At 71.3% G+C, this 25,275-nt stretch carries 24 protein-coding genes and 1 pseudogene; 13 read left to right on the top strand and 12 right to left on the bottom strand.

What is annotated here, in order from left to right; genetic code table 11:
• Nucleotides 1-16: 16 nt before the first annotated feature.
• From D3272_RS12065 to D3272_RS27920, 3 genes and pseudogenes are all read right to left on the bottom strand, one after another.
• On the bottom strand, nt 17-1,030 hold the full coding sequence (locus tag D3272_RS12065) for a type 2 periplasmic-binding domain-containing protein (protein ID WP_129219426.1): 1,014 nt from the start codon (nt 1,028-1,030) through the stop codon (nt 17-19).
• Entirely contained in the window at nt 1,027-1,479 is a 453-nt protein-coding gene (locus D3272_RS27925) for a hypothetical protein (protein ID WP_245496534.1), read from the bottom strand. The genes D3272_RS12065 and D3272_RS27925 overlap by 4 nt, the downstream gene beginning before the upstream one ends.
• A gap of 86 nt (nt 1,480-1,565) precedes the next feature.
• Nucleotides 1,566-1,832: pseudogene (locus D3272_RS27920) on the bottom strand (aspartate/glutamate racemase family protein); the annotation flags it as partial.
• A 645-nt stretch (nt 1,833-2,477) separates the two neighbouring features.
• Between D3272_RS27920 and D3272_RS12055 the strand changes: the two are divergent.
• The 7 genes from D3272_RS12055 to D3272_RS12025 all read left to right on the top strand — a co-directional run bounded on the left by D3272_RS12055 (nt 2,478) and on the right by D3272_RS12025 (nt 9,779).
• A complete protein-coding gene (locus tag D3272_RS12055; protein WP_245496518.1) occupies nt 2,478-3,446 on the top strand; it encodes an AraC family transcriptional regulator in 969 nt (322 codons plus the stop codon).
• 140 nt (nt 3,447-3,586) lie between these two features.
• Nucleotides 3,587-4,942, top strand: a complete 1,356-nt coding sequence (locus tag D3272_RS12050; RefSeq protein WP_129219424.1) for an ABC transporter substrate-binding protein — start codon at nt 3,587-3,589, stop codon at nt 4,940-4,942.
• 206 nt (nt 4,943-5,148) lie between these two features.
• Entirely contained in the window at nt 5,149-6,063 is a 915-nt protein-coding gene (locus tag D3272_RS12045; protein WP_129219423.1) for a carbohydrate ABC transporter permease, read from the top strand.
• Complete coding sequence (locus D3272_RS12040; protein ID WP_129219422.1) at nt 6,063-6,884, top strand: carbohydrate ABC transporter permease; 822 nt, start codon at nt 6,063-6,065, stop codon at nt 6,882-6,884. The genes D3272_RS12045 and D3272_RS12040 overlap by 1 nt, the downstream gene beginning before the upstream one ends.
• 19 nt (nt 6,885-6,903) lie before the next feature.
• On the top strand, nt 6,904-7,989 hold the full coding sequence (locus D3272_RS12035; protein WP_129219421.1) for an ABC transporter ATP-binding protein: 1,086 nt from the start codon (nt 6,904-6,906) through the stop codon (nt 7,987-7,989).
• Between the two features lie 19 nt (nt 7,990-8,008).
• Nucleotides 8,009-8,734: an SDR family oxidoreductase gene (locus D3272_RS12030; RefSeq protein ID WP_129219420.1), complete on the top strand. Its 726-nt coding sequence runs from the start codon at nt 8,009-8,011 to the stop codon at nt 8,732-8,734.
• A 13-nt stretch (nt 8,735-8,747) separates the two neighbouring features.
• Nucleotides 8,748-9,779 carry an NAD(P)-dependent alcohol dehydrogenase gene (locus D3272_RS12025; RefSeq protein ID WP_129219419.1) on the top strand — a complete coding sequence of 344 codons (1,032 nt, stop codon included), beginning with the start codon at nt 8,748-8,750 and terminating at the stop codon, nt 9,777-9,779.
• 41 nt (nt 9,780-9,820) lie between these two features.
• Here D3272_RS12025 and D3272_RS12020 read toward each other — a convergent pair whose 3' ends face one another.
• Both D3272_RS12020 and ssuC read right to left on the bottom strand, forming a co-directional pair.
• On the bottom strand, nt 9,821-10,564 hold the full coding sequence (locus D3272_RS12020) for an ATP-binding cassette domain-containing protein (protein ID WP_129219418.1): 744 nt from the start codon (nt 10,562-10,564) through the stop codon (nt 9,821-9,823).
• A complete protein-coding gene (gene ssuC, locus D3272_RS12015) occupies nt 10,561-11,430 on the bottom strand; it encodes an aliphatic sulfonate ABC transporter permease SsuC (protein ID WP_245496517.1) in 870 nt (289 codons plus the stop codon). The genes D3272_RS12020 and ssuC overlap by 4 nt, the downstream gene beginning before the upstream one ends.
• Before the next feature lie 139 nt (nt 11,431-11,569).
• Here ssuC and D3272_RS12010 point away from each other — a divergent pair, with 139 nt between their 5' ends.
• Both D3272_RS12010 and ssuD read left to right on the top strand, forming a co-directional pair.
• Entirely contained in the window at nt 11,570-12,535 is a 966-nt protein-coding gene (locus D3272_RS12010; RefSeq protein WP_129219417.1) for an aliphatic sulfonate ABC transporter substrate-binding protein, read from the top strand.
• 62 nt (nt 12,536-12,597) lie between these two features.
• Nucleotides 12,598-13,818 carry an FMNH2-dependent alkanesulfonate monooxygenase gene (gene ssuD / locus D3272_RS12005; protein WP_207210197.1) on the top strand — a complete coding sequence of 407 codons (1,221 nt, stop codon included), beginning with the start codon at nt 12,598-12,600 and terminating at the stop codon, nt 13,816-13,818.
• Between the two features lie 13 nt (nt 13,819-13,831).
• Here ssuD and D3272_RS12000 read toward each other — a convergent pair whose 3' ends face one another.
• On the bottom strand, nt 13,832-14,269 hold the full coding sequence (locus D3272_RS12000) for an Lrp/AsnC family transcriptional regulator (RefSeq protein ID WP_129219415.1): 438 nt from the start codon (nt 14,267-14,269) through the stop codon (nt 13,832-13,834).
• A 142-nt stretch (nt 14,270-14,411) separates the two neighbouring features.
• Here D3272_RS12000 and D3272_RS11995 point away from each other — a divergent pair, with 142 nt between their 5' ends.
• Nucleotides 14,412-15,464 (top strand): ornithine cyclodeaminase, encoded by a 1,053-nt coding sequence (locus tag D3272_RS11995; protein WP_129219414.1) that lies wholly within the window; start codon nt 14,412-14,414, stop codon nt 15,462-15,464.
• Between the two features lie 33 nt (nt 15,465-15,497).
• Here D3272_RS11995 and D3272_RS11990 read toward each other — a convergent pair whose 3' ends face one another.
• From D3272_RS11990 to D3272_RS11965, 6 genes are all read right to left on the bottom strand, one after another.
• Entirely contained in the window at nt 15,498-16,637 is a 1,140-nt protein-coding gene (locus D3272_RS11990; protein ID WP_129219413.1) for an aminotransferase, read from the bottom strand.
• Nucleotides 16,638-16,712: 75 nt separating this feature from the next.
• Nucleotides 16,713-17,711 (bottom strand): ABC transporter ATP-binding protein, encoded by a 999-nt coding sequence (locus tag D3272_RS11985; protein ID WP_129219412.1) that lies wholly within the window; start codon nt 17,709-17,711, stop codon nt 16,713-16,715.
• Nucleotides 17,708-18,763: an ABC transporter ATP-binding protein gene (locus tag D3272_RS11980; protein ID WP_129219411.1), complete on the bottom strand. Its 1,056-nt coding sequence runs from the start codon at nt 18,761-18,763 to the stop codon at nt 17,708-17,710. Before D3272_RS11980 ends, D3272_RS11985 begins: the two co-directional genes overlap by 4 nt.
• On the bottom strand, nt 18,760-19,632 hold the full coding sequence (locus D3272_RS11975; protein WP_245496516.1) for an ABC transporter permease: 873 nt from the start codon (nt 19,630-19,632) through the stop codon (nt 18,760-18,762). Before D3272_RS11975 ends, D3272_RS11980 begins: the two co-directional genes overlap by 4 nt.
• A complete protein-coding gene (locus tag D3272_RS11970) occupies nt 19,629-20,567 on the bottom strand; it encodes an ABC transporter permease (protein WP_245496515.1) in 939 nt (312 codons plus the stop codon). The genes D3272_RS11975 and D3272_RS11970 overlap by 4 nt, the downstream gene beginning before the upstream one ends.
• Nucleotides 20,568-20,634: 67 nt before the next feature.
• Nucleotides 20,635-22,230, bottom strand: coding sequence for an ABC transporter substrate-binding protein (locus D3272_RS11965; protein WP_129219410.1), 1,596 nt, complete (start codon nt 22,228-22,230; stop codon nt 20,635-20,637).
• Nucleotides 22,231-22,500: 270 nt separating this feature from the next.
• On the opposite strand from D3272_RS11965, the gene D3272_RS11960 reads away from it, so the two are divergent.
• The 3 genes from D3272_RS11960 to D3272_RS11950 are packed head-to-tail and all read left to right on the top strand — an operon-like array spanning nt 22,501 to nt 25,234.
• Complete coding sequence (locus D3272_RS11960; protein WP_129219409.1) at nt 22,501-23,490, top strand: GntR family transcriptional regulator; 990 nt, start codon at nt 22,501-22,503, stop codon at nt 23,488-23,490.
• Nucleotides 23,487-24,188 (top strand): creatininase family protein, encoded by a 702-nt coding sequence (locus D3272_RS11955; protein ID WP_129219408.1) that lies wholly within the window; start codon nt 23,487-23,489, stop codon nt 24,186-24,188. The genes D3272_RS11960 and D3272_RS11955 overlap by 4 nt, the downstream gene beginning before the upstream one ends.
• Nucleotides 24,185-25,234, top strand: a complete 1,050-nt coding sequence (locus D3272_RS11950; protein WP_129219407.1) for a ketopantoate reductase family protein — start codon at nt 24,185-24,187, stop codon at nt 25,232-25,234. The genes D3272_RS11955 and D3272_RS11950 overlap by 4 nt, the downstream gene beginning before the upstream one ends.
• Nucleotides 25,235-25,275: the final 41 nt, after the last annotated feature.

Here is a 25,275-nt window from a genome sequence, read left to right as displayed (position 1 = left end):
GCGAGCGGCGACGGCTCTAGGTGGTCCGGTATGAATGGTAGTGTGTCGCGGGGATCACGGCGTCCTTGGTGACGGGCGCGTAATGGAAGGCTTCCGCGAACGCGTTGAGGAAGCTCGGGTCGAGCGTGCGGTTGAGGTAGGCCAAGGCCAGCTTCTTCTGCACCGGGTCGGCGTAGCGGCTGACCGTCTTCGTTTGGGTGAGGATCGGCTTCACTTCGTCCCACACCATGGCGGCGACCTTGATGCCCTTCTTGGCCTGCAGGTAGGCCTCGCCATCGTCCTGCATCGCGATGGCGACCTCGCCACGCTCCAGCAGCGCCTGCATGTTGCCCGTGAAATCGCTGATCTTCAACGGCGAGGCCCGCTTCATGGCGTCGTAGCCGGCGTCGAGATCGTACTGGTCCTTGCCGAAGACTTTGCAGGCGGCGAGGAAAAAATCCATCTGCAGCGTATTGGACGTGATGTAGGTGCCGCGCTTGCCGGCGTAACGCGCGTCCCAGAAGTCAGCGAATCTGGTGGGCGGCGGGGCCGCCATGTCGGTGCCGTAGGCGTAACAATAGCGCGCATAGGCCCAGGTGATGCCGACCTTGTTGGCCGTCGCGAAGGGCCACACGTTCTGACTGTTGGGTACGTTCGCCATGACTTCGCCCAACGGCATGAAGTAGTCGCCCGCCTTGGCGATCCTGAACATTTCCGCATAGTTCCAGTTCACGATCGCGAAGGGCGGCTTATCCCGTGGGTTCGCCACGAATTTGGGGAACCAGGGAAAGGCCGAATCCCAGGCGACCTTGCAGTTGAACTGCTTCTCGAAGTCGTTGACCATCAGCTTGCGGACCAACTCCTGCCAGAAGCCGCCCCATTCCGCGACGTTCAGCGTTGCCCCACCGGCGTCGAAGATGCCGCCATCATAGGTCACGTCCGCCGACCAGGCATGGTTGATGTTGAAGAGTGGCAGGGCGGCTATCGTGCCGGCCCCCAGCTTGAGCGCCCGACGGCGGCTGAAACACGGGGGCATCGTGCTCTCGGTCATGGGCAGGCTCCGGTGGACGGGACGCTCAGGCGCCGAACATGCGCTTGAAGCTGATGAGGCGGGAGGTCGCGATCGTGGACAGGGCCACGAGCACGATGGCGAACATGCCGGCCGCCGATGCCGAAGGGCAACGCGATGCCGGGGTACCCGACAGACCCCTTTGCGGGAGGCATCGCGTAAGTCGGCCTGCTTTGCGCGAGACCCACGCGCGTCATGGCGGCTGCGACCGCCACGGCGTTGGCAATCGGATCAATGACGGTCTCACCGATGCCGTGGGCCAGCGATCCTTCCCGCACAGCGGTTGCGCAACCGAGCAGCCCCGGGCCTCCGAAGAGGATCGCCTCGGCCCCGTCTTGCTTGACGGCTTCGACGGCTTCCGCGACCAGCATCGGCTCGGTTCGCTCGAGGTCGACGTCCAGTGCCGGCGCGGGGATGTCGACCGCGCGCACGGAGGCAAGCCTGGTGGACGACCCGCCAGCGCCGCAGTCTTCTCAAGCCTCGGCCGCGGACGAGAAAGCTCGGTGACGACACTGAAATTGTGACCGAGCATCGCGGCGACGAACATGCCGGTCTGCCCAGGGCCGAGCACCGGGACAGAGACCGTTCCGCAGCCCTGGCGCAGGCCGGGATCCTCCATGCAATCGATCGCCACGGCATCGACGCCCTCGTGCTCCGCCGCGATGATCCCGGCAACCGTGCCGGGTGAGGCCAGTGTCGCCTCGGACTCGCGTTCGATCGAGGCCAGTCCTCCGTCGGTCTCGGCCTGGCTCACAACGACTCCGGGACTTCCCAGGGCTATCATGTCTTCGGGTCGGCGAAAGCCGCCGGTGGTGACCGGAACGTCGACGCGAACATGGATCATGTCTTGCCGCATTGAAGAAGGCCTCGAAGTGACGTGACACAAGCCTGTCACTACCAGACACGGAACAATAGCGAAACAATAGGGAGGTCTGAAGTTATTCCGGTGAGGACTGACGTCGACGCGCCCTGCGATCGACCCTCCCCTTTGGATAGGCTGGAGATGAAGGAATAGGCAAAGCTCAGAGATGAGACGAACCACAGCAAAGGCATATCGAAAAGGCATTGTGGACTCGATGTATCGACCGTCCTGCCGATGCGTTGTTAGAGCAGTTTCAACAATTTTCCAAGAGCTTCTGCCGTTGCGGCGTGCCCTTCATCTGACGCAGTATAGCACTTTTGCCTTCAACGAATTCGCTCCAACCTCGAATCGAGAGCAGTTCGATTGGCTTGGATTTGCCAAGGCGACTCGGAGAAGCCGATACTGCTTGGCGGGTATGCGATCCCGCTCTTCGTGAGAGGCCGATCACGACCTCACTCAAGAAATCCGAACTGAAACACCACCACGCCGTCGGCGGGCTGGACGTGGCGCCGGCCCCGGTCCACCATGCCGCAGCGGCCGCTCGGAACGGCCGGCGGGAGGGGCGGGGTGAGGAGCGAGGGGCGCCGCCGCGGCAGCGTGGAGGCTTCGGGGCGTGCTGCCGGCACGCCGGTCTACGAACGCGTGGTCACCGGGGAAGCGGAAACCTTCCTGTGGCGTTGCGACGACTACCCGTGGGAACGCAACGTCTGGAACGTCCACCCCGAGATCGAGATCCACCTCGTGCGCCACGCTGCCGGGGTGGCGCTGGTCGGCGACCATATCGGGGCCTTCGAGCCGGGGCATCTCGCCCTGGTGGGCGGCGGCCTGCCGCACGACTGGGTCACGCCAACGCGCCCCGGCGAGGTGATCCGCGGCCGCGACATCGTGGTGCAGTTCCTGCCGGGGCGCCTGCGCGCCGCCGCCGCCCTCCTGCCCGAGATGGCGGAGATCGACCGGCTGCTGACGGAAGCGGCCCGCGGCCTCGCCTTCCACGGCGAAACGCGGCGCCGGGGGGCCGAGCTGATGGAGGCCATGGAGGGCGCCGCCGGGCTCGACCGGCTGGCCCTGTTCCTGCGGCTGCTCCGGACGCTGGCGTCGGGCGGGGAGCGGCAGTTCCTGTCCTCCGACGGCTTCACGCCCAGCACCGACCATCGCGCGCTCGACGCCGCCGCCGCGGCCTCCGGCTTCATCGTCGAGAACTTCCGCACCGACATCCGCCTCGGCGACCTCGCCTGCCACCTCGGCATGAGCGAATGGGCCTGCTCGCGCTTCCTGAAGAAGACCTGCGGCAACAGCTTCACCGACATGCTGGCGCAACTGCGGATCGGCCATGCCTGCAAGCTCCTGTCGGAGACCGACCTGCCCGTCACCGACGTCTGCTTCGAGATCGGCTACGGCAACGTGTCGAACTTCAACCGCGTCTTCCGCCTGCAGCGCGGCCTGACCCCCTCCGCCTACCGGCGGCTGGCCCGCAACCGCCGGCGGGCCCCGGCGGCGGGCGACGGCCCGGGCCGATGCTGTCTTGCGGCGTCTTAGGTTTCGGCAAGTCTTCGCTGCGCTGCAGCATGCAAGATATCACCGGTCCGGCGCTTGGTGACCGCTAGACCGCGCCGCCGCCGCCCTTACACTCGCCGCCGAGGTCGACGTTGAACAGATCGATCACGGGAGGGCGAACCATGAGGTTGCTTCGACACGCCGCCGGCGCTGTGGCGCTGGCTCTGGCCACCGCCGCGCTCGGGCCCGCGCCCGCCAAGGCCGAGGCTTGGGACATCGCCAAGGCCGCCGCCCCCTACAAGGGCACCGAACTCCACGTGATCTTCCTCGATCGGCCGGGCTATCGCGCCATCATCAAGCTCCTGCCCGAGTTCGAGAAGCAGACCGGCATCAAGGTCAGTTACGAGATCGTCCCCTACGAGAACACGCGCGAGAAGGAAGTCCTCAACTTCAACGGCCAGGGAGACCTGTCGATCGCCCTCGTGGACCTCGTGTGGATCGGCGAGTTCGCCGAAAACGGCTGGATCCAGCCCGTCTCGAAGTTCTCGGGCGACGCCAGCATCACCGACCCCAACCTGAACCTCAAGGGCTTCTTCCCCCTCCTGCTCGACGCCTTCGGCACCTGGGGCGGCACCACCTACGGCCTGCCGTTCGACAATTACTCGGGCCTGCTGTTCTACAACAAGTGCATGCTGAAGAGCGCGGGCTTCGACAAGCCGCCGGCCACCTGGGACGAGGTGATGACCACCTATGCGCCCAAGCTGACCGACCCCGCCAAGAAGCAGTATGGCTACGCGCTGCAGTCGCTGCGCGGCGAAACGCAGTCGGCCGACAGTTTCATGCGCATGCTGTGGCCGTTCGGCGGCTCGCTCCTCGACAAGACCTTTCATTCCAACCTGATGAGCAAGGAGAGCCAGGCCGGGCTCGACTTCCGCCAGAAGCTGATGAAGTACATGCCGCCCGGCATCGTCAGCTGGGACCATGCGGAATCGGTCAATGCGCTGGCGCAGGGCCAGGTAGCGATGATCACCGAATGGTCGGCCTTCTACCCGACCCTGACCGATCCCAAGACCTCCAAGCTCGGCGACTGCCTCGGCGTCGCGCCCGAGCCCGCCGGCCCGGCCGGGCGCCTGCCGGCGCTGGGCGGCTTCTCGCTCGCCGTCGCCAGCCAGGCCCCCGAGAAGGTGCAGAAGGCCGCCTGGATCTTCATCCAGTGGGCCACGTCGGACGCCATCGCCAAGCCCTACGTCGAGGCCGGCGGCGTGTCGGGCCGGACCGCCGTCTACGACGATCCCGCCATCCGGGCGCACTATTCCTTCGTCGAGCCCATGGTGGCCTCCTGGCAGAAGGGCGTGCCGGAGTTCCGCCCGCGCTTCCCGTCCTGGCCCGCCATCTCGGAGATCGTCGCGGAATTCGGCTCCAAGATCATGCTGGGCGAGGTTTCGGTCGAGCAGGGCTCGAAGGAGATCGGCACCCGCATGGAAGCCGTGCTGCAGAAGGACGGCTATTACGACGGCAAGAAGAAGCTGCTGCAGTAGCGGCGGCATCCGGTCCCCCGGGCGGGGGACGGTGACCCGACCCCCGCCCGCCGACAGCCCCTGGGACTCCGTGAACGAACGTCCTCTTCGCCGAGCCGAAGCGGACGTCCCCGGCGGTCCCGGGGGGCATCGAGGCCAAGTCCTGTCCGTTTGCCAAGTCCGAGCCTTCTAACGACGTCCGAGCCGTCCCTGTCCGGAGCCCCCGCGTGACCGACGTCCCCGTGCCGAAACCGCCGCGCGCCCATCCGGGCTACGGCCGGCTGACGCCGCTCTGGTTCCTGCTGCCGGCCGTGGTGGCGCTCTTCGCCATCGGCATCTACCCGACGCTCTTCGCGCTCGTCACGTCGCTGCGCCAGTACAACATCGCCCGGGTGCGCGACGGCTTCCCCTTCGTGGGCCTCGCCAATTACGCGACGGTGCTGACCGACCCGACCTTCTGGCAGACGCTGGGCCGCACCGGCGCCTTCTTCTGCGTCGCCCTGCCCTTCGAGATCGCCTTCGGGCTCGGCATCGCCCTGCTGCTGCACCGGCCGGGCCTCGACTTCCTGCGCGCCCTGACGCGGGTGTCGCTCGTGATCCCGCTCGCCACCACCTACGCCGTGGTGGGCCTGCTCGGGCGGCTGATCTTCAACCGCGACTTCGGCGTCGCCAACAGCCTCATCGGGCTCTTCGGCTTCCCGGCCTTCGACTGGCTCGGCGACGTCAACGGCGCCTTCGCCGCCATCTGCATCATGGACGTGTGGCAGTGGACGCCCTTCTGCGCGCTGATCTTCCTGTCGGGCCTGTCGATGGTGCCGGTCGAGATCGAGGAGGCGGCCCAACTCGAGACCGGGAGCCGCTGGGCGCTGCTCACCCACGTGCAGCTGCCCTACCTGCTGCCCGGCTTCACCGCCATGCTGATCCTGCGCTCGGCCGATGTGCTCAAGCTCTTCGACGTGGTCTTCACCATGACGCGCGGCGGCCCGGGCGCCGCCACCGAACTTATCTCCATCTACATCCAGCGCGTCGGCTTCCGGGTGTTCGACCTCGGCGTCGCCTCGGCCCAGGCGCTGCTACTGCTGGTCATCACCATCGTGCTGGCGCGGGTCTACATCCGCTTCTTCTACCGGGAGATCGAGTGATGCCGTCCCGCTCCGCCGGCCGCTTGCTGCACGGCCTCGGCCTGCTCGCGGTCTTCGCCGTCACGGTGTTCCCCACCTATTGGATGGTGTCGTCCTCGTTCAAGACGCAGAGCGACCTCCTGGCCTCGCCGCCGGTGTGGCTCTTCACCCCGACGCTCGCCAACTACGCCGACGTCTTCGCCGACCAGAAGGTGGTGAACGCGGTCGTCAACTCGCTGATCGTGGCGGTCTTCAGCACCGGCCTGTCGGTGCTGCTCGGCACGCCCGCCGCCTTCGCGCTCGCCCGCTACGACTTCCGCGGCAAGTCCGACCTGTGGTTCTGGTTCATCTCCAACCGCTTCGTCAGCCCCATCGTGCTGGCGCTGCCGATCTACATCCTGGCGCGCAACCTCGGCCTGCTCGACACCCATCTCGTGCTGATCCTGGTCTATATCACCTTCATCCTGCCGATCGTCATCTGGATCGCCACCGACCAGTTCCGGTCGATCCCGAAGGAGCTGGAGGAGGCGGCGCGGCTCGAGGGCGCCAGCCAGTTCGCCATCTTCTGGCGCATCTACCTGCCGCTCGGCCTGCCGGGGATCGCGGTCTCGGCCATCTTCGGCTTCATCTTCTCGTGGAACGAGCTGCTCTACGCGCTGGTGCTGACGCGCCGCGACGTGCAGACCGCGCCCGTCGTGGCGACGAGCTTCATGTCGGGCTACGAGCTGCCGTGGGGAAAGATCATGGCCACCGGCACCGTCATCGTGCTGCCCGTCACGATCTTCGCGCTGCTGGTGTCCCGCCACATGGTCCGGGGCCTCACCATGGGGGCCACCAAGTGACATCGTCGAGGACACCGTCATGAGCTACCTGCGTCTCGAACGGATCGAGAAGCGCTTCGGCCCCGTGTCCATCATCCGGGGCGTCGACATCGCGGCCGAGAAGGGCGAGTTCGTGGTCTTCGTCGGCCCGTCGGGCTGCGGCAAGTCCACCCTGCTGCGCATGATCGCCGGGCTCGAGGAGGTGTCGGGCGGCGACGTCTACATCGACGGCGCGCGCGTCACCCAGACCGAGCCGGCCAAGCGCCAGGTCTCCATGGTGTTCCAGAGCTACGCGCTGTTCCCCCACATGAGCGTGCGCGAGAACATCGCCTTCGGCCTCAAGATGGCGAAGGTGCCCCGGGCCGAGATCGACCGCCAGGTGGCCGAGGCGGCGCGCATCCTGCAGATGGAGCCCCTGCTCGACCGCAGGCCGCGGCAGCTGTCGGGCGGGCAGCGCCAGCGCGTCGCCATCGGGCGGGCCATCGTGCGCCACCCGAAGCTGTTCCTGTTCGACGAGCCGCTGTCGAACCTCGATGCCGAGCTCCGCGCCCAGATGCGGGTGGAGATCGCGCGGCTGCACCGCGAACTCGGCGTCACCATGGTCTATGTCACGCACGACCAGGTCGAGGCCATGACGCTGGCGGACCGCATCGTGGTGCTGCGCGGCGGCGTGGTGGAGCAGATCGGCGCCCCGCAGGACCTCTACGACAGGCCCGCCAACACCTTCGTGGCGGGGTTCATCGGCTCGCCCAAGATGAACTTCCTCAAGGGCCGGCTGGAAAGCGCCGACGCCGCGGGCGTCACGGTCGGCCATCCCGCCCTGGCGGCCCCGCTGCGCGTCGCGCGGCACGGCACGGCTGCGGCGCTCGTGCCCGGCGCCGAGGTCACGCTGGGCCTGCGCCCCGAGCACCTCGCGCTCGAGGGCGGCGGCGCCCGGATCGGCCTCACCGCCGACCTGTCGGAAAGCCTCGGCGGCAGCACGCTCATCCACGGGCAGACGCGCACCGGCGAGACCGTGAGCCTGCAGGTGCCGGGGCGGCGGATGCTGGGCAAGGGCGAAACCTTCTCGGTCGGCTTCGACCCGGCCCAGGCCTATCTCTTCGACGCCGACGGCCGGGCGCTCTGATGGCAGGGAGAATCACGTCATGATGTTCGCGGGACGATCGATCCTGGTGACGGGGGCCGGCAAGGGCATCGGCCGGGCCACCGCCAAGCTCCTGGCCGAGCGCGGCGCCACCGTGGTGGCGCTGGGGCGCGCCTCGGCCGACCTCGACGCGCTCGGGGCCGAACTCGGCTGCCGCACGATCGCGGTCGACCTCGCCGACGCCGCGGCGACGCGCGCCGCCGCCCGCGACGCCATGCCGGTCGACCTCCTGGTCAATTGCGCCGGCACCACCGAGCTCGACAGCGTCCTCGACCTGTCGGTCGAGACCTTCGACGCCATCATGGCGGTCAACTGCCGGGCGCCGTTGATCGTGGCGCAGGAATATGCCCGCAGCGTCCTCGAGCGCGGCGCCAAAGGCGCCATCGTCAACGTGTCGAGCATCTCGTCCTTCATCGGCTTCGCCGACCACGCCGCCTATTGCGCCTCCAAGGGCGCGCTCGACGCCTTGACGCGCGTCATGGCCAACGAGCTCGGCCGCCGCGGCATCCGGGTCAACGGCGTCCACCCCGTCGTCACGCTGACGCCCATGGCCGAAAAGGCCTGGAGCGACCCCGCCAAAGCGGGGCCGATGCTGTCCCGCATCCCCCTGGGGCGCTTCGTGCAGCCCGTGGAAGTGGCCACCGCCATCGCCTACCTGCTGTCCGACGACGCCGCCATGGTCAACGGCATCGACCTGCCGGTGGACGGCGGCTTCCTCGTCAACTGATCGGAGCCGACCCATGCGCGCCCTCGTCCTCGAACGCCAGCACGAGCTGAAGCTGCGTGACATCGACCTGCCGCTGACGGTGGGGCCCGGCGACGTCCGGATCCGCATCCACACGGTGGGGGTCTGCGGCAGCGACGTCCATTACTATACCCACGGCCGCATCGGCTCCTTCGTGGTGGAAAGCCCGATGGTGCTGGGCCACGAGGCGGCCGGCACGGTCGTCGAGGTCGGCACGGGCGTCACGGGCCTGAAGCCCGGCGACCGCGTCTGCATGGAGCCCGGCGTGCCGGACCTCGCCTCGCGCGCCTCCAAGCTCGGCCTCTACAACGTCGACCCCGACGTGGTCTTCTGGGCCACGCCGCCGGTGCACGGCGTGCTCACCCCCGAGGTCGTGCACCCGGCCGCCTTCACCTACCGGCTGCCGGACGGCGTGTCCTTCGCGGAAGGCGCCATGGTGGAACCCTTCGCCGTGGGGCTGCAGGCCGCCGTGAAGGCCAGGATCCAGCCCGGCGACACCGCCGTGGTGACGGGGGCCGGCCCCATCGGCATCATGACGGCCCTGGCGGCGCTGGCCGGGGGCTGCTCGCGCGTCCTCGTGTCGGACCTCATGGCCGAGAAGCTCGCCATCGCGGGCCGCTACCCCGGCGTCACCCCGGTCGACATCCGCGAAGCCTCGCTGGCCGAGGCGGTCTCCGCCGCCACCGGCGGCTGGGGCGCCGACGTCGTCTTCGAGGCCAGCGGCGCCCCCCGCGCCTATGACGGCATCCAGGCCCTGCTGCGGCCCGGCGGCTGCCTCGTGCTCATCGGCATGCCGGTCGAGCCGGTGCGGTTCGACGTGTCGTCGATCGCCGCCAAGGAGATCCGCATCGAGACCGTGTTCCGCTACGCCAACGTGTTCGACCGGGCGCTGGCCATGATCGCTTCCGGCAAGGTGGACCTGAAGCCGCTCATCACCGAAACCTTCCCCTTCGACGACAGCGTCGCGGCCTTCGAGCGCGCCGCCGAGGGACGCCCCGGCGACGTGAAGCTGCAGATCGTCCTGTGACGGCCCCGCCGTCGCGGCGGCGCCGGAGGGGACCGGCCCGCTCAGGACGCGGGGCGGGCGGAGGGGTCGAGCAGGCGATCGAGGATGGCGCTTTCGAGCGCGGCGCCGCTGCCGCGGCGGCGCGGTCGGGGCAGGTCGACTGCCAAGTCGAGCGCCACCGCGCCCCCGTCGATCAGCACGATGCGGTCGGCCAGGGCCACGGCCTCCGACACGTCGTGGGTGACCAGCAGGGCCGTGAACCCGTCCCGCCGCCACGCCGCCTCGACGAGGCCCTGCATCCGGATGCGGGTGAGGGCGTCGAGCGCGCCGAGCGGCTCGTCGAGCAGCAGCAGGCCGGGGCGGCTCACCAGCGCCCGCGCCAGGGCGACCCGGCTCTTCTGCCCGCCCGACAGGCCTTCGGGCCATTCGGACGCGCGTTCGGCGAGGCCGACGCGCTCCAGCGCCTCGCGCGCCCGGGCCTCGCCGTCCGGCCCGGGTTTCGCCCCGAGCCCGACCGCGACATTGCCGAGCACCGAGGCCCAGGGGAGCAGGCGGGGCTCCTGGAACATGACGCGGGTGCGGGCGTCGGCGGCCTCGTCCCCGCCGCCGCGCGTCACCCGCCCGGCATCGGGCCGGTCGAGCCCGCCGAGCAGGCGCAGCAGGGTGCTCTTGCCGGAGCCGCTGCGCCCCACCACGGCGAGGAACTGCCCCGCCGGGACGTGCAGGTCGAGGCCGCGCAGCACGGGCGGGCCGCCGAAGCCGCGGGCGAGGCCCCGCGCCGTCACGGGCAATCCGGCGCCGCTCATGCGCGGAACGCCGGGTGCCAGGCGAGGCAGCGCCGTTCGAGAGACCGCGTCACCCCGTCGGCGAGCTTGCCCAGCGCCGCATAGATGGCGATGGCCAGCACGATGACGTCGGTCTGCAGGAAGTCGCGCGCCTGCATGGCCATGTAGCCGATGCCGGACTGGGCCGCGATGGTTTCGGCGACGATCAGCGTCAGCCACATGACGCCGAGCGCGAAGCGCAGGCCCACGAAGACGGACGGCAGGGCGCCGGGCAGGACGATGCGCCGGAACAGCGCGAAGCGCGTCATGCCGTAGCACCGCCCCATCTCGATCAGCTTCGGGTCGACGGTGCGGATGCCGTGCAGCGTGTTGACGTAGACGGGGAAGAAGACGCCGAGCGCGACCAGGACCAGCTTGGCCTCCTCGCCGATGCCGAACCACAGGATGACGAGCGGGATCAGGGCGAGATGGGGCACGTTGCGCGCCATCTGCAGCGTCGTGTCGGTCAGCCGGTCGCTGAGCCGGGACAGGCCGTTGGCGAGGCCCAGCGCGAAGCCGATGCTGCCGCCCACCGCCAGCCCCGCCACGGCGCGCAGGAAGCTCACGCCCATGTGGTGCGGCAACTCTCCCGAGCGCGTCAGCTGCCAGCCCGCCGCCGCCACGGCGGAGGGGGCGGGCAGGACGGCATCGGACAGCACGCCCGCGCTGCTCGCGACCTGCCAGGCTGCCACGACGGCGGCCGGCAGCAGCCAGCCCGCATGGCGCGACCGCCCCAGGCGCCCGGCCGCGGCGGCGCCCGTCCGTCCCGGCGCCGCTGCCCGCGACGCCGATCCTCCCCCGGTCGGGGGCGCGGCCCGCCGCTCCACCTCCGACATGCTGCCCTGCATTGCGCGACCTCCGGCGGCCGGCACGCGTCATGGAACATCCCGGCGCATTGAATGTTGACTAAATCCGTAGACAAAGTCAATTTCAATGTCGGACTGACCGCGGCGACCCCGGCGCGGTGCCATCGCGAGTGCCCGTCCCATGCCGATATCGCGTCCCCTCCTGCTGGCCGGCCTGCCGGTCGCCGCTGCTTCCCTCCTCGCCGCCTCCCTCCTCGCCCCCTCCCCCGCCGGCGCGGCCGAGCGTTCCGTGCGGATCGGCTACCAGAAGTACGGCAACTTCCTGCTGCTGAAGCAGCACGGCGGCCTCGACGCCCGGCTGAAGCCGCTCGGCTTCACGGCCGCGTGGGCCGAGTTCCCCTCCGGCCCGCCCATCCTCGAAGCCGTCCGGGCCGGCGCCATCGACGTCGGCCAGACCGGCGACGCGCCGCCGATCTTCGCCCAGGCCGGCCGCACCGACCTCGTCTACGTCGCCGCCGAGCCGCCCGCGCCGGCGGGGGAGGCCATCCTGGTGCCGAAGGACAGCGCCATCGCCTCGCTCGCCGGGCTCAAGGGCAAGCGGGTCGCGCTGAACAAGGGTTCCAACGTGCATTTCCTGCTGGTGAAGGCCCTGGAGAAGGCGGGGATCGCCTATGGCGACATCACGCCGGTGTTCCTGGCCCCCGCCGATGCCCGTGCGGCCTTCGAGCGCGGCGCCGTCGACGCCTGGGCCATCTGGGACCCCTATCTGGCGGCGGCCCAGGCGGCGACCGGCGCCCGCACGCTGGCGACCGGCGAGGGGCTGGTGGGCAACATCCAGTTCTACCTGGCGGCCGCCGGCTTCGCCAAGGCCGAGCCCAATGTCGTCGCCGCCATCGTCGACGCGGTCCGCGACGTCGACGATTGGGAAGCCGCCCATCCGGACGAGGCCGCAGCCGAACTGGCCGAGGCCGTCCGGCTGCCGAAATCCGTGGTCGCGGTGGCGCTCGCCCGGCAGGCCCACGGGGTCGCGCCGCTCACCCCGGAGGTGACGGCCGGCCAGCAGGCCGAGGCCGACGCCTTCCTGCAGCTGCGCCTCATCCCCAAGCCGCTCGACGTCGGCGCGGCGGTCTGGAAGCCCGGCACCTGACGCCATCCTGTCGGGAGGGCCCGCCGCCCTCCCTCCCCGAACCCTCGACGAGACCCATGACGATGAGCGCCTTCCCCGACCTCGACCTTCCCGCCCCCGCCACCGAGACCGACGTCCTGTGGTTCCTGCCCACCCACGGCGACGGGCGCCACCTCGCCAGCGAGACCGGCGCCCGCCACGTGACGCATCGCTACCTCGCCCAGGTCGCCCGGGCGGCGGACGAGCTCGGCTATTTCGGCGTGCTGCTGCCGACCGGCCAGTCCTGCGAGGATTCCTGGGTCGTGGCCTCGTCCCTGGTGCCGCTGACCGAGCGGCTCCGCTTCCTCGTGGCGGTGCGGCCGGGGCTGCAGGAGCCCGCCGTCGCGGCCCGCATGACGGCGACGCTCGACCGCATCTCGAACGGCCGCCTGCTCATCAACGTCGTCACGGGCGGCGATCCCGTCGAGGCCAGGGGCGACGGCATCTTCCTGCCGCACGATGCCCGCTATGCCGTGACGGACGAGTTCCTCGACATCTACCGGCGCCTGCTCGGCCTCGAAACCGTGACCCGGGACGGCGAACACCTGCGGATCGAGAACGGGCGGCTGCTGTTCCCGCCCGTCCAGTCGCCCCACCCGCCGCTGTATTTCGGCGGGTCCTCGGAGGCCGGCATGAGGGTCGCCGCCGACCACGTCGACACCTACCTCACCTGGGGCGAGCCGCCCGCCGATGTCGCGGCGAAGATCGCCGACGCCAAGCGCGCCGCGGCGGCGCGCGACCGCAGCTTCTCCTACGGCATCCGGCTGCACGTCATCGTGCGCGAGACGTCGCGCGAGGCCTGGGCCGCCGCCGAGGACCTGATCCGCTACGTCGACGACGAGGCGGTGGCCAAGGCCCAGAAGGTCTTCGCCCGCTACGACAGCGTCGGCCAGCGGCGCATGGCGGCGCTGCATGGGGGGCGGCGCGACAGGCTCGAGATCGCGCCGAACCTGTGGGCCGGCGTGGGCCTCGTGCGCGGCGGCGCCGGCACCGCCCTGGTCGGCGACCCCGACGAGGTGGCGGCCCGCATGAGGGAGTACATGGCGCTCGGCATCGACCGGTTCATCCTGTCGGGCTACCCGCATCTCGAGGAATGCTACCGCTTCGCCGAACTGGTCTTCCCGAAGCTGCCGCTCCGCGCGACCACCGGCATCGACCGCGGCCGGGCGCGCAATTCCGGGCCCTTCGGCGAGACGGTGGCCAACACGCTGCCGGTCGGCGAACTGCGCACCGCGCCCGACGTCCGCAAGGTGGCGGCCGGCTGAGGTCGGCGGCGCCTCACAGCCTCGCCCGCGTGCTGCGCGGCGTGGCGAGGAGCAGGCTCGTCTCGGAACCCGTGATGCCCGGGATGAGCCGGAGGCGGCGCAGCACGCCGTCGAGGTCGGTGAGGCTCTGGGCGGAGATCTCGGCGACGAGGTCCCACCGGCCGTTGGTGGTGTGGACGGCGCCGACCTCCGGGAAGCCCGCCAGGGCGTCGATCACCTGCGCGGTGCGCCGGCCCTCGACCTCGACCAGCGTCAGGCCGCGCACCGGCATGGCGCCGGCGTCGGCCCGCAGCATCACCGTGTAGCCGATGATGTCGCCGTCACGCTCCATGCGGGCGATGCGGGCCCGTACCGTCGCCCGCGACAGGCCGAGTGCGAGCGCGATGTCCGAGATGGAGCGGCGCCCGTCGTGGCGCAGGATGGTGACGAGGCTCCGGTCGATGTCGTCCATGGCCGCCGTTCCGCGCGATCCGCCCGACCGAACTGGTAGACCGCCCCTGCCGATCTGCCAATCTGGCGGGTTCACTCCGCCGGGGCGACGCTCCTATGCTGGACCGGGCCCGCTGCGGGTCCGGCCCGGAGCCGGCGTCCTCATGAACCTCGTCCCCTTCGTCAGCGTCGATGCCATGATGCGGCTCGTGCACCGCATCGGCATCGAACGGGTGCTGGTCGACCTCGCCGACGCGGTCGCCGAGGACTTCCGGCGCTGGGACCAGTTCGACAAGACGGCCCGGCTCGCCTCGCACAGCGGCGAAGGCGTGATCGAGCTGATGCCCACCAGCGACGGCAGCCTCTACGCCTTCAAATACGTCAACGGCCACCCCGGCAACGGGCGCCACGGCCGCCAAACCGTCGCGGCCTTCGGCATGCTGGCCGACGTCCGCTCGGGCTATCCGGTGCTGCTGTCCGAGATGACGATCCTCACGGCGCTGCGCACCGCCGCCACCTCCGCCATGGCGGCCCGCCACCTCGCGCCCGCCGGGGCCCGCACCATGGCGCTGATCGGCAACGGCGCCCAAGCGGAGTTCCAGGCGCTGGCCTTCAAGGCCGTGCTGGGCGTCGACCGCCTGCGGCTCTACGACGTCGATCCCGAGGCCACGCGCAAATGCGCCCGCAACCTCGCGGGCTTCGGCTTCGCCATCGCGGCCGCCGGCAGCGTGGCCGAAGCCGTGGAGGGGGCCGAGATCATCACGACGGTGACGGCGGACAAGCGCAACGCCACCGTGCTGGGCGACAACCACGTGGGTGCCGGCGTCCACATCAACGCCGTGGGCGGGGACTGCCCGGGCAAGACCGAGATCCAGGCCGACGTGCTGCGCCGCGCCGAGATCTTTGTCGAATACGCGCCCCAGACCCGCATCGAGGGCGAGATCCAGCAACTGCCGGCCGACCATCCCGTGCGCGACCTGTGGCGCGTCGTGGCGGGCCACGAGCCGGGCCGGCGCGATGCCCGGCAGATCACGCTGTTCGATTCCGTCGGCTTCGCCATCGAGGACTTTTCGGCGCTGCGCTACCTGCGCGACCGCCTCGCCGGCACCGGCCTCGCCCAGGACCTCGACCTCGTCGCCGACCCCGACGAGCCGCGCGACCTGTTCGGCATGCTGCTGCGGGCCGCCCCCGATGCGGCCGTCAGCTCGCCTTCCTGAGCTCCGGCTCGCTCCGCTTGGGCTTGGGCCGGCTCAGGCGGCCCCGACCGCCGCCCGCTCCTCGCGCAGGAAGGTCGCCAGGCGGTCGAGGCCCTCGCGCAGCGCGTCCTCGGGGTTGGTGAAGCCGATGCGGAGGCAGCCCTCCATGTCGAGGGCGCTGCCCGGGGTCAGCAGCACGCCGGTGCGCTCCAGCAGCTTCAGGCAGAGCGCCTCCGAGGGGACGGGCAGGTCGTAGCGCAGCAGCGCGGTCGTGCCGGACCGCGGCTTCACCCACGACACCAGCCGTTCCCGCGTCACCCAGCCGTCGAGGATCGCGAGGTTGCGGCGCGTGATGGCGCGGCTGCGCGCCAGGATCCTGTCGCGGTGCTCGAGCGCGATGGCGGCGAAATGGTCGTCGAGCACGCCGACGCTGATGGTGTTGTAGTCGCGGTGGATGCCGACGGCCCGGATCAGCGCCGGCGGCGCCGCGATCCAGCCGAGGCGCAGGCCCGCCAGCGAGAAGGTCTTGGACATGCTGCCGGTGCTGATCCCCTTCTCGTAGAGGTCGGCGACCGATGCCATCGTGCCGTCGCCCTCCTGGTCGGTGCCGCGGTACACCTCGTCGCACAGCAGCCAGGCCCCGCAGCCGCGGGCGATCCCGACCACCTCCCGCAGCAGGGCGACGTCCATCAGCGCCCCGGTCGGGTTGTTGGGGTTGTTGATGGCGATGAGCTTGGTGCCCGGCACCGCCAGGCGGCGCAGTGCATCGAGGTCGGGCAGGAAGCCGTCCTGCTCGCGCAGCCACAGGGCCTGCACGTCCGCCCCGAGGCTCTGCGGGATCGACGCATGCTGCTGGTAGGTGGGCAGCAGCGGCACGACGCGGTCTCCCGGCTCGACCAGCGCGCTGTACACCAGGGCATTGGCGCCGATCGCCCCGTGGGTGACGACGACGTTGTCGGGACCCTGCGCCGCGTAAAGGTCGGCGATGAGCCCGCGCAGGCGCGCGCTGCCTTCGATCGCGCCGTAGGTGAGCTTCAGGGGCAGCAGTTCGGCCAGGATGGTCTCGGTCTTGCCCGCCATGGCGAGGAGTTCGGCCACGGTCAGGGACTCGACGCAGGTTTCGGCGAGGTTCAGCGCGCAGTCGGTCTCGTGGCGGTTCATCCAGATCTCGACGCCGAACTCGCGGATCTTCATGGCCGTCCCCTCCCCTCGCCGTTCCGGCGGCGTTTCTAGCACGGTTCGGCCGCGGAGCCGGTCCGGACCCCGCCCTCAGGCCGGTGCGCCGAAGCCTTCGAGGTGGCAGGCGGCGCGGCCCGCCGGGCCGCGCGGCGCCAGCACGGGGCGTTCGGTGCGGCAGCGGTCGAAGGCGTGGGGGCAGCGGGTGTGGAAGGGGCAGCCCGACGGCACGGCGAGGGGGCTCGGCAGTTCGCCGCGGGCCGCCGCCACCGCGGTGCGGCGCGCCGGGTCGAGGTCGGGTGCGGCGTCGAGCAGCGCCCGCGTGTAGGGGTGGCGGGGCGCCGAGAACAGCGCTTCCGTGTCGCCCACCTCCATCACCGAGCCGAGATACATGACGGCGACGCGGTGCGAGATGTGGCGCACGAGCCTCAGGTCGTGGGCCACGAACAGCACCGTGAGGCCGAGCCGCCCCTGCAGGTCGAGGAGCAGGTTCACCACCTGCGCCTGGACCGAGACGTCGAGCGCCGAGACGAGTTCGTCGGCGACCAGCAGGTCGGGCTCGACCGCCAGCGCCCGGGCGATGCCGATGCGCTGGCGCTGCCCGCCCGAGAACTGGTGCGGCAGGCGGTCGGCGCTGTCGGGCGGCAGGCGCACGAGGTCGAGGAGTTCGGCGATGCGCCCCGGGATGGCGGCCCGCGGCCGCATGCGGTGGACCGACAGGGCCTCGTGCAGCACCTGGCGCACCGTCATGCGCGGGTTCAGCGAGCCGTAGGGGTCCTGGAAGACCATCTGGACGCGCTTGTTGAAGCCGCGGCGGGCCGCGCCGACGAGCCCGGCGATGTCCTGCCCCTCGAAGCGCACGCGGCCGTCGTCGGGGTCGAGCAGCCGCACCACCGCCCGCGCCAGGGTGGACTTGCCGCAGCCGGATTCGCCGACCAGCCCCAGCGTCTCGCCGCGGTGGAGGTCGAGCCGCACGCCGTTCAGCGCATGGACGGCCCGGGCCGGGCGTCGCGCCAGGCGGTCCATCACGGTGCGGCGCAGGGGGAACCGCACCACGACGTCCTCGAGCGACAGGAGGGGCGCGGCGCTCATGCGGGCTCCGGGACGGGCGCTTCGATGCCGGCGGCCGCCACGGCCGCGTGGTGCCAACAGGCCGCTTCGCGGCCAGGCGCTTCGCGGCCAGCCGCTTCGCGGCCAGGCGCCACCGCGGCGAGGGGCGGCGCTTCGCGCCGGCAAGCGTCGGTGGCGAAGCCGCAGCGGGGATGGAAGGCGCAGCCCGCCGGCCGCGCCCCGAGGCCGGGCGGGGTGCCGTCGATGGACAGCAGCGGGCGTCGCTCGCCCCCGGCCCGCGGCACCGAGCCGATGAGCCCGCGCGTATAGGCGTGGCGCGGCTCGGCGAAGAGCGCCGCGACCGGGCCGGTCTCGACGATGCGCCCCGCATACATGACGGCGACGCGGTCGCAGCTCTGCGCCACGACGCCGAGGTCGTGCGTGACCAGGATCACGCCCATGCCGAGCCGCGCCCGCAGCGCCAGGATGAGCTTCAGGATCTGGTCCTGGATGGTGACGTCGAGCGCCGTCGTGGGCTCGTCGGCGAGCAGCAGCCGGGGCTCGCCCGCCAGCGCGATGGCGATCATGGCGCGCTGGCGCATGCCGCCGGAGAACTGGTGCGGGTAGTCGGCGAGGCGGGTGGCCGGGGCCGGGATGCCGACGAGGTCGAGCAGGTCGACGCCGCGGGCACGGCGGCCGCGCGCGTCGAGCCCGGTATGGGCCCGCAGGCTCTCGTCGATCTGCCGCCCGACGGTCAGGACGGGGTTCAGCGCCGTCATGGGCTCCTGGAACACGGTGGCGATCTCGCGGCCCCGCACCCGGCGCAGCTCGCCCGGGCGCAGGCCGAGGAGGTCGCGCCCACCCCACAGGACCTCGCCGGCGATGCGGCCCGGCGGACGCACGAGGCGCAGCAGCGAGCGCAGCGTGACGCTCTTGCCCGAGCCCGATTCGCCCACGAGGCCCAGGATCTCGCCCGGCGCGAGGTCGAGGTCGACGCCGTCGACGGCCGTGAGCGGGCCCGCCGGCGAGGCGAAGACGGTCCTGAGGCCCCGCACCGCGAGGGCGCCGGGGCGGGTGTCCGCCACCCCCGTCATCGCTTCGGCCGCAGCAGGTCGGCGAGGCCGTCGCCGAGCAGGCTGAAGCCGAGCCCCGCCAGGACGATGGCGACGCCGGGAAAGATCGAGATCCACCAGGCGGTGTTCATGTAGTTCTTGCCGTCGGCGATGAGCACGCCCCATTCGGCCGTCGGCGGCTGGGCGCCGAGCCCGAGATAGCCGAGGCTCGAGCCGAGCAGGATGCACAGCGCCATGTCGGTCATCCAATAGACGATCGCGGCCGAGACCGCGTTGGGCAGCAGGTGGCGCAGCACGATGCGGGGCGTCGAATAGCCCATGACGCGGGCCGCCGCCGCATAGTCGAGCCGGCGCTGCAGCGCGACGCCCGCCGCCACGATGCGGGCATAGAAAACCCAGCCGACGACGCTGACGGCGATGTAGAGGTTGAACAGCCCGGGCCCCAGCACCGCCACGATGGCGATGACCAGCACCAGGAACGGAAAGGTCACGACCGCGTCGACCACCCGGCCGAACAGCGCCTCGACCCAGCCGCCGTAATAGCCCACGACCGCCCCCGCCAGCGTGCCGAACACCACCGGGACCAGCGTGCCGAACAGGGCGATCTGCAGGTCGACCCGCGTCGCCCAGACCGTGCGGGACAGGATGTCGCGCCCGAAATTGTCCGTGCCGAAGGGGTGGGCGAAGGACGGGGGTTTCAGGATGGCGCGATAGTCGAAGGCCGCCGGGGCATAGGGGGCGACGAGGCCCGGCACCAGCGCCAGCACCAAGAGGGCGGCCAGGATGGCGAGGCCGCCCGCCAGCGCCGGGGACGGGCGCGGCAGGGACGGGGGGCGGAAGCGCCGCGGCGCGGGCCGCCGCCGTGACAGCAGGTCTTCGGCGGCCGTCACCGCGCCACCCGCGGGTCGAGCGAGGCCTGGATCAGGTCCGTCACCAGGAAGGCCAGCGACACCGTCACGGCGAGCGACAGCGTCAGCCCCTGGATCACCGGGTAGTCGCGCCCGTAGATGCTCTCGATCATCAGCCGGCCGACGCCGGGGATGGCGAAGACCGATTCCGTGATGACGGCGCCGCCGAGCAGCGAGCCCACCGTGGGGCCGAGCAGCGCCAGCGTCGAGATGAGGGCGTTGCGCAGCACGTGGCGCAGCAGGATGACGCGCGTCGGGAGCCCCTTGGCGCGGGCGAAATCCACGTATTCGGCGCCCAGCACGTCGACGATGGCGGCGCGCAGGCTGCGCATCAGCACGGCGGCGAGGCTGACGCCCAGCGTCAGCGCCGGCAGGAACAGGTGGTAGACGCGGTCGCCCCAGCCGTCGCCGTAGCCCCCCACCGGGAACCAGCGCAGATGCGCCGAGAAGACCGTGAGCAGCACGAGGCCGATGTAGAAGACCGGCATGGACAGGCCCACCTGGGCGCCCGCCCGGATGGCGAGGTCCGTGGCACGGCCGCGCCGCAGCGCCGACGCGAAGGCGAGCGGCACCGCGAGGCCGACCCCGATGGCGACCGCCATGCCGGACAGCAGCATGGTGGGGGGCAGGCGCTCGCCCACCAGCGACCACACCGGCACCTGCACCACGATGGACCGGCCGAGGTCCCCGGTGACGACGCGGCGGACGTAGAGCAGGAACTGGGCGAAAAGCGGCTGGTCGAGCCCGTAGGCGGCCCGGGCCTGCGCCACCTGGGCGTCCGTGACGTGATCGCCCCCGATGGCGCTCAGCGGGTCGCCCGGCAGCAGCCGCACCAGCACGAAGGTGACGACCAGGATGAAGACGAGCGTCGGCACCATCTGGAGGACGCGGCGCAGGACGTAGCCGGCGCTCAGCACGGGGCGAGGCCGGTGCGGGGCGCCGCGCGGGGGACCGCGCGGGCCGGGGGATGCGGGACGCGCGGGCTCACTTCTCGAGCGACGCGCCCGAGAAGATGTTGTTGCCGAGCGGGATCTGCAGGAAGCCGTGCACGCTCTTCTTCAGCACAACGGGATAGGGCGATTCGTAGAGCGGCAGGGTCGGGCCGTCGCGGTAGATGGCCTGCATCCTGGCATATTGGTCGGCGCGCTTGGCGGGGTCGAGTTCCTGCTGCGAGGCCTCGAACAGCGTGTTGAAGGCCGGGTCGTTCCAGCCCGAATGCTGGGCCTGGATGTTGGGGTAGTAGCCGAAGTAGGAGGCGATCTCGCTCGGATCGGCGATGTCGTCCGTCCAGTAGCCGAGCCGCATCGAGAAGTCGCCCTCGCGGAAGCGCGCCGTCAGCGTGGCATTGTCGACCTGCTGGATCTCCAGCGTCACGCCGAGGTCCGCCCACATCTGCTGAAGCGCCGTGGCGATGCCGATCTCGTCGACGTTGCCGGCCAGGACCAGGACGGGGAAGCCGAAGCCCTTCTCGAAGCCCGCCTCCTTCATCAACGCCTTGGCCTTGGCGGGGTCGGCCGGGAATTCCGTGCCGGTGCCGGCGTGGAGCGGCGTCGCGCTCGACATGAAGCTCGACATGGGCGTGCCGACGCCATGGGTCACGATGGCGATGATGGCGTCCTTGTCGGCGGCGACGTTGAGCGCCTGGCGGACCTTGACGTTGGCGAGCGGGTTGTCGGCGCCGCTCTTCAGCTTGGGCCGCACGTTGAACGTGCCGTAGGCCACCTTGGTGGAGGGGAACAGCGCCATGTCGAGCTTGGGGTCGGCCTTGAGCTCCTCGACGCGGCTGAAGGGCACGAATTCCGCGCCGTCGAGTTCGCCCGACTGCACCTTGAGCAGCCGCGTCGCGTCGTCGGGCAGGACCTCGAAGGTGACGCCGTCGAGGTAGGGCAGCGGCTTGCCGTCGGCACCCGGGCGCCAATAGTGCTGGTTCTTGACGAGCTTCATCGTCTGGCCGCGGCTCCACGACGCGAAGGCGAAGGGGCCGGAGCCGACGGGGTGCTCGGCGAAGGCCTTGGCCTTGTCGTCGAGCGTCGCGCCCGGCATGGCCTCGACGAGCTTCTTCGGCATGATGCCGTTGTTGAAGACGCTGAGGCCCGCCACGATGGCGGGGTCGGGGTGCTTCAGCGTCAGCACCACGGTCTTGGGATCCTTGACGTCGACGGAGCCGATCGACTCGTCGATGAAGTTCCAGATGCCCTCCTTGGGGTCGCGGGCCCGGTCGAGCGACCATTTCACGTCCTCGGCCGTGATGGGCGAGCCGTCCGAGAACATGATGCCGTCGCGCAGCGTCAGCGTGATCGACTTGCCGTCCGCCGCCACCGCATAGGCCGAGGCGAGGCCGGGCTGCACGCCCTTGCCGTCGTCGGTCGGCAGCAGCAGCGTGTCGTAAAGGTTCGACAGGATCCAGATGTCGACGTTGGCGTCGTTGAGGACGGGATCGAGGAACAGGCTGTCGGCGTAGCGCCCGTAGGTCATGATGCCGCCGCGGGTCACGGCGCCGGCCCCCGCGGCGCCGGCCAGCGAGGCCCCCAGGCAGGTCGAGAGGGCCAGGACCGTCCTGAAGCGGGGGCGCATCGTCATCGGCATCGTTCCCGTGGTGGTGTGTTCTACGGCGCTAGAGCGCTTTCGCCTCCGGCGACGGCGCCTGCGGTTCGAAAGCCGAGCGGCTTCGGCAGGATGTCGTCGCAGTGACGATCCCGTCCGGCCCCGATACTGCCGACGCAGAATAACCGTGACGTTTCTCTCGCGTCAATGTCGATCCCCGCATAGATTAGCGGCAACAACGCCGCTATTTCATGCAGGAGAGCCGATTGTGGAGCGTCGCGCCACCGTGCTAGCCTTTCAGCACAGATGACCTCCGCCTTCATCCGCCTCACCCTCGATCGCAGCCTGCCGGTGCCGCTCGGCCTGCAGTTGCGCGGCCTCATCGCCTACGGCATCGCCTGCGGCGAGTTCCGGGTCGGGGACCGGCTGCCCTCGGTGCGGGATCTCGCCGGGGAGGCGGGCGTCGCCCCCATGACGGTGAGCCAGGTCTACCGCGACCTGAAGCATGCCGGGCTGATCGAGGGCCGGGCGGGCTCCGGCACCTTCGTGGCGCGGCGCGGCGGCCTCGAAGGCCCGGGCGAGCGGCTGCTGGCCTTCCACCGCCGGGTCGACCGGCTGATCGACGACGGCCTCGGGCTCGGCATGGCGGCGGGCGACATCGCCGGGCTGGTGGCGGCCCGGCTGTCGGCGCGCCGGTCCGGCCGCGCCGGCCGGCGCCTCGCCCTCGTGGGCATCTTCCCCTCCGCCACCGCCGCCTATGCCCGCGCCGTGGCCGAGGCCCTGGGGCCGGCCGCGACCGTGGAGGGCGTCACGCTCGACGAACTCGCCCGCGACCCCGCCGCGCTGCGGCGCGCCGGGGCCGCCGACCTCGTGCTCGTCATGGCGCACCGCCGGCGGGACGTGGCGGCGCTGCTGCCGCGCAGCCGGCTCGCCACGATCAGCTTCATCCCGGCCGAGGCGACGCGCCGCGCCCTCGCCTCGCTCGACCCCCGCGCCCGGGTGCTGGCCGTGTCGCGCTTTCCCGAGTTCCTGCCCCTGATGCGCCCGGGCGTCGGGCGCTTCGCCCCGCATGTGGCGCGCGTCGCGGTCGCGCTCCTCGACGACCCGGACCTCGACGCGCGGCTCGGGGCCTCGGACGTGGTGGTCTACGCCACCGGCGCCGAAGCCGTGCTGGACCGGCTGCCGCGCGGCGCCGCCGCCATCGAATACCGCCACAGCCCGGACCCCGGCGACATCGACCGCATCGTGCGGCCGCTGCTCGCCGAGGCCGCGGCCGCACAGGAGGATGTCGCGTGACGATCAGCGCCATGAACTGGTCCCAGGTGGAAGGCTACCTCGCCGGGGACGACCGCGCCGTGCTGCCGCTGGGCTCCACCGAGCAGCATGCCGGCCTGAGTCTGTCGGTCGATTCCATCCTGTCGGAGCGGGTCGCCACCGAGGCCGCGGCGCCCCTGGGCGTGCCGGTCTTCCCGGCCCAGCCCTACGGCGTCACGCCCTATTTCCTGGCCTATCCGGGCTCGGTCAGCCTGCGGGTCTCGACCTACCTCGCGCTGGTGCGCGACGTGCTCGACAGCCTGCACGGCCAGGGCTTCCGCCGCATCCTCCTGGTCAACGGCCACGGCGGCAACGCCCCGGCCGGCGCGCTCGCCACCGAATGGATGGCCGACCATCCCGGCACGGCCGTCAAGTTCCACAATTGGTGGAGCGCGCCGAAGACCTTCGCCAAGGTGCAGGAGATCGACCCCGTCGCCAGCCACGCCTCCTGGATGGAGAACTTCCCCTGGACGCGCCTGCCGGGCGTGGTCCAGCCCGAGACGCAAAAGCCCATGGTGGACTTCGACCGCATGCGGGTGATGGCGCCGGAGGGGGTCCGCGCGCTGCTCGGCGACGGCAATTTCGGCGGGCTCTACGCGCGGCCCGACGCCGACATGCTGGCCATCTGGGACGTGGCGGTGGCCGAAACCCGCGCCGTGCTGGAAGGGCCCTGGTCATGAGCCATGCCGTGGGCGACGCCGCGACCGGCATCGGCCGCGACCCGATCCTCGTATGGGGCGCGGGCGCCATCGGCGGGGCGCTCGGCGCCGCCTTCCTGCGCGCCGGCGAGGCGGTGGTCTTCGTCGACACGGCGGCCGACCACGTCGCCGCCATCGCGTCGGCGGGCCTCGAGATCACCGGGCCGGTGGCGCCGGGGCGCGTCCGGGCGCCCGCCGTCACGCCCGACGGCCTCGCCGGCACGTTCCGGCGCTGCATCCTCGCCGTGAAGGCGCATCACACGGAGGAGGCCGTCGCGGCCCTGGCGCCGCATGTGGCCGAGGACGGCTTCGTGGTGTCGGCGCAGAACGGGCTCAACGAGACCGTCATCGCGGCGCGGGTCGGCCCCGCCCGCACGATGGGCTGCTTCGTCAATTTCGGCGCCGACACCCTGGCGCCCGGCACCGTGCTCTACGGCGGCCGCGGCGCCGTGGTGCTGGGCGAGATCGACGGGGCCGACACGCCGCGGCTGCGCGAGCTGCACGGCCTGTTCCGGCATTTCGACCCCGCCGCCATCGCCACCCCCAACATCTGGGGATACCTGTGGGCCAAGCTGATCTACGGCGGCATGCTCTTCGCCACCGCGCTGACGGACGCCTCCATCGCCGACGTCCTCGCCATGCCGGAGCACCGCCCGACGCTGACCCGCCTCGCCCACGAGGTCGTGGCGGTGGCGCGGGCCGAGGGCGTGAGCCTCGAGGGTTTCGACGGCTTCGACCCGTCGGCCTTCGCGCCCGAAGCGCCGCCCGAGCGCACGGCCCGCTCCTTCGACGACATGGTGGCGCACAACCGGCGCTCGCTGAAATCCCATTCGGGCATCTGGCGCGACCTCGCGGTGCGCAAGCGCCGCACCGAGGTCGACGCGCAGCTCGGGCCCGTCGTGACGATCGGGGCGCGGCACGGCCTGCCGACGCCCGTCACGGCCGCCATCGTGGGGCGCATCCACGCCATCGAGGAGGGCCGCCGCCCGTTGGCGCTCGCCAACCTCGACGGGCTCGGCGCGCCGTGACGGTCGGCCTCGCGGCCGCCCGCCCATGCCGTGGCCGCCCG

It is taken from the genome of Lichenibacterium ramalinae, from assembly GCF_004137085.1.
GTDB lineage: Bacteria > Pseudomonadota > Alphaproteobacteria > Rhizobiales > Beijerinckiaceae > Lichenihabitans > Lichenihabitans ramalinae.
Note: the sequence above shows the minus strand (reverse complement) of the source record. Positions and strands in the feature narration are given on the sequence as shown.

Coding starts and splice junctions, on each gene's coding strand:
- D3272_RS12065 (WP_129219426.1), bottom strand. CDS start 1,030: ATGACCGAGAGCACGATGCCCCCGTGTTTCAGCCGCCGTCGGGCGCTC.
- D3272_RS12050 (WP_129219424.1), top strand. CDS start 3,587: ATGAGGTTGCTTCGACACGCCGCCGGCGCTGTGGCGCTGGCTCTGGCC.
- D3272_RS12040 (WP_129219422.1), top strand. CDS start 6,063: ATGCCGTCCCGCTCCGCCGGCCGCTTGCTGCACGGCCTCGGCCTGCTC.
- D3272_RS12035 (WP_129219421.1), top strand. CDS start 6,904: ATGAGCTACCTGCGTCTCGAACGGATCGAGAAGCGCTTCGGCCCCGTG.
- D3272_RS12030 (WP_129219420.1), top strand. CDS start 8,009: ATGATGTTCGCGGGACGATCGATCCTGGTGACGGGGGCCGGCAAGGGC.
- D3272_RS12025 (WP_129219419.1), top strand. CDS start 8,748: ATGCGCGCCCTCGTCCTCGAACGCCAGCACGAGCTGAAGCTGCGTGAC.
- D3272_RS12020 (WP_129219418.1), bottom strand. CDS start 10,564: ATGAGCGGCGCCGGATTGCCCGTGACGGCGCGGGGCCTCGCCCGCGGC.
- ssuC (WP_245496517.1), bottom strand. CDS start 11,430: ATGCAGGGCAGCATGTCGGAGGTGGAGCGGCGGGCCGCGCCCCCGACC.
- D3272_RS12010 (WP_129219417.1), top strand. CDS start 11,570: ATGCCGATATCGCGTCCCCTCCTGCTGGCCGGCCTGCCGGTCGCCGCT.
- ssuD (WP_207210197.1), top strand. CDS start 12,598: ATGAGCGCCTTCCCCGACCTCGACCTTCCCGCCCCCGCCACCGAGACC.
- D3272_RS12000 (WP_129219415.1), bottom strand. CDS start 14,269: ATGGACGACATCGACCGGAGCCTCGTCACCATCCTGCGCCACGACGGG.
- D3272_RS11995 (WP_129219414.1), top strand. CDS start 14,412: ATGAACCTCGTCCCCTTCGTCAGCGTCGATGCCATGATGCGGCTCGTG.
- D3272_RS11990 (WP_129219413.1), bottom strand. CDS start 16,637: ATGAAGATCCGCGAGTTCGGCGTCGAGATCTGGATGAACCGCCACGAG.
- D3272_RS11985 (WP_129219412.1), bottom strand. CDS start 17,711: ATGAGCGCCGCGCCCCTCCTGTCGCTCGAGGACGTCGTGGTGCGGTTC.
- D3272_RS11980 (WP_129219411.1), bottom strand. CDS start 18,763: ATGACGGGGGTGGCGGACACCCGCCCCGGCGCCCTCGCGGTGCGGGGC.
- D3272_RS11965 (WP_129219410.1), bottom strand. CDS start 22,230: ATGACGATGCGCCCCCGCTTCAGGACGGTCCTGGCCCTCTCGACCTGC.
- D3272_RS11960 (WP_129219409.1), top strand. CDS start 22,501: ATGACCTCCGCCTTCATCCGCCTCACCCTCGATCGCAGCCTGCCGGTG.
- D3272_RS11950 (WP_129219407.1), top strand. CDS start 24,185: ATGAGCCATGCCGTGGGCGACGCCGCGACCGGCATCGGCCGCGACCCG.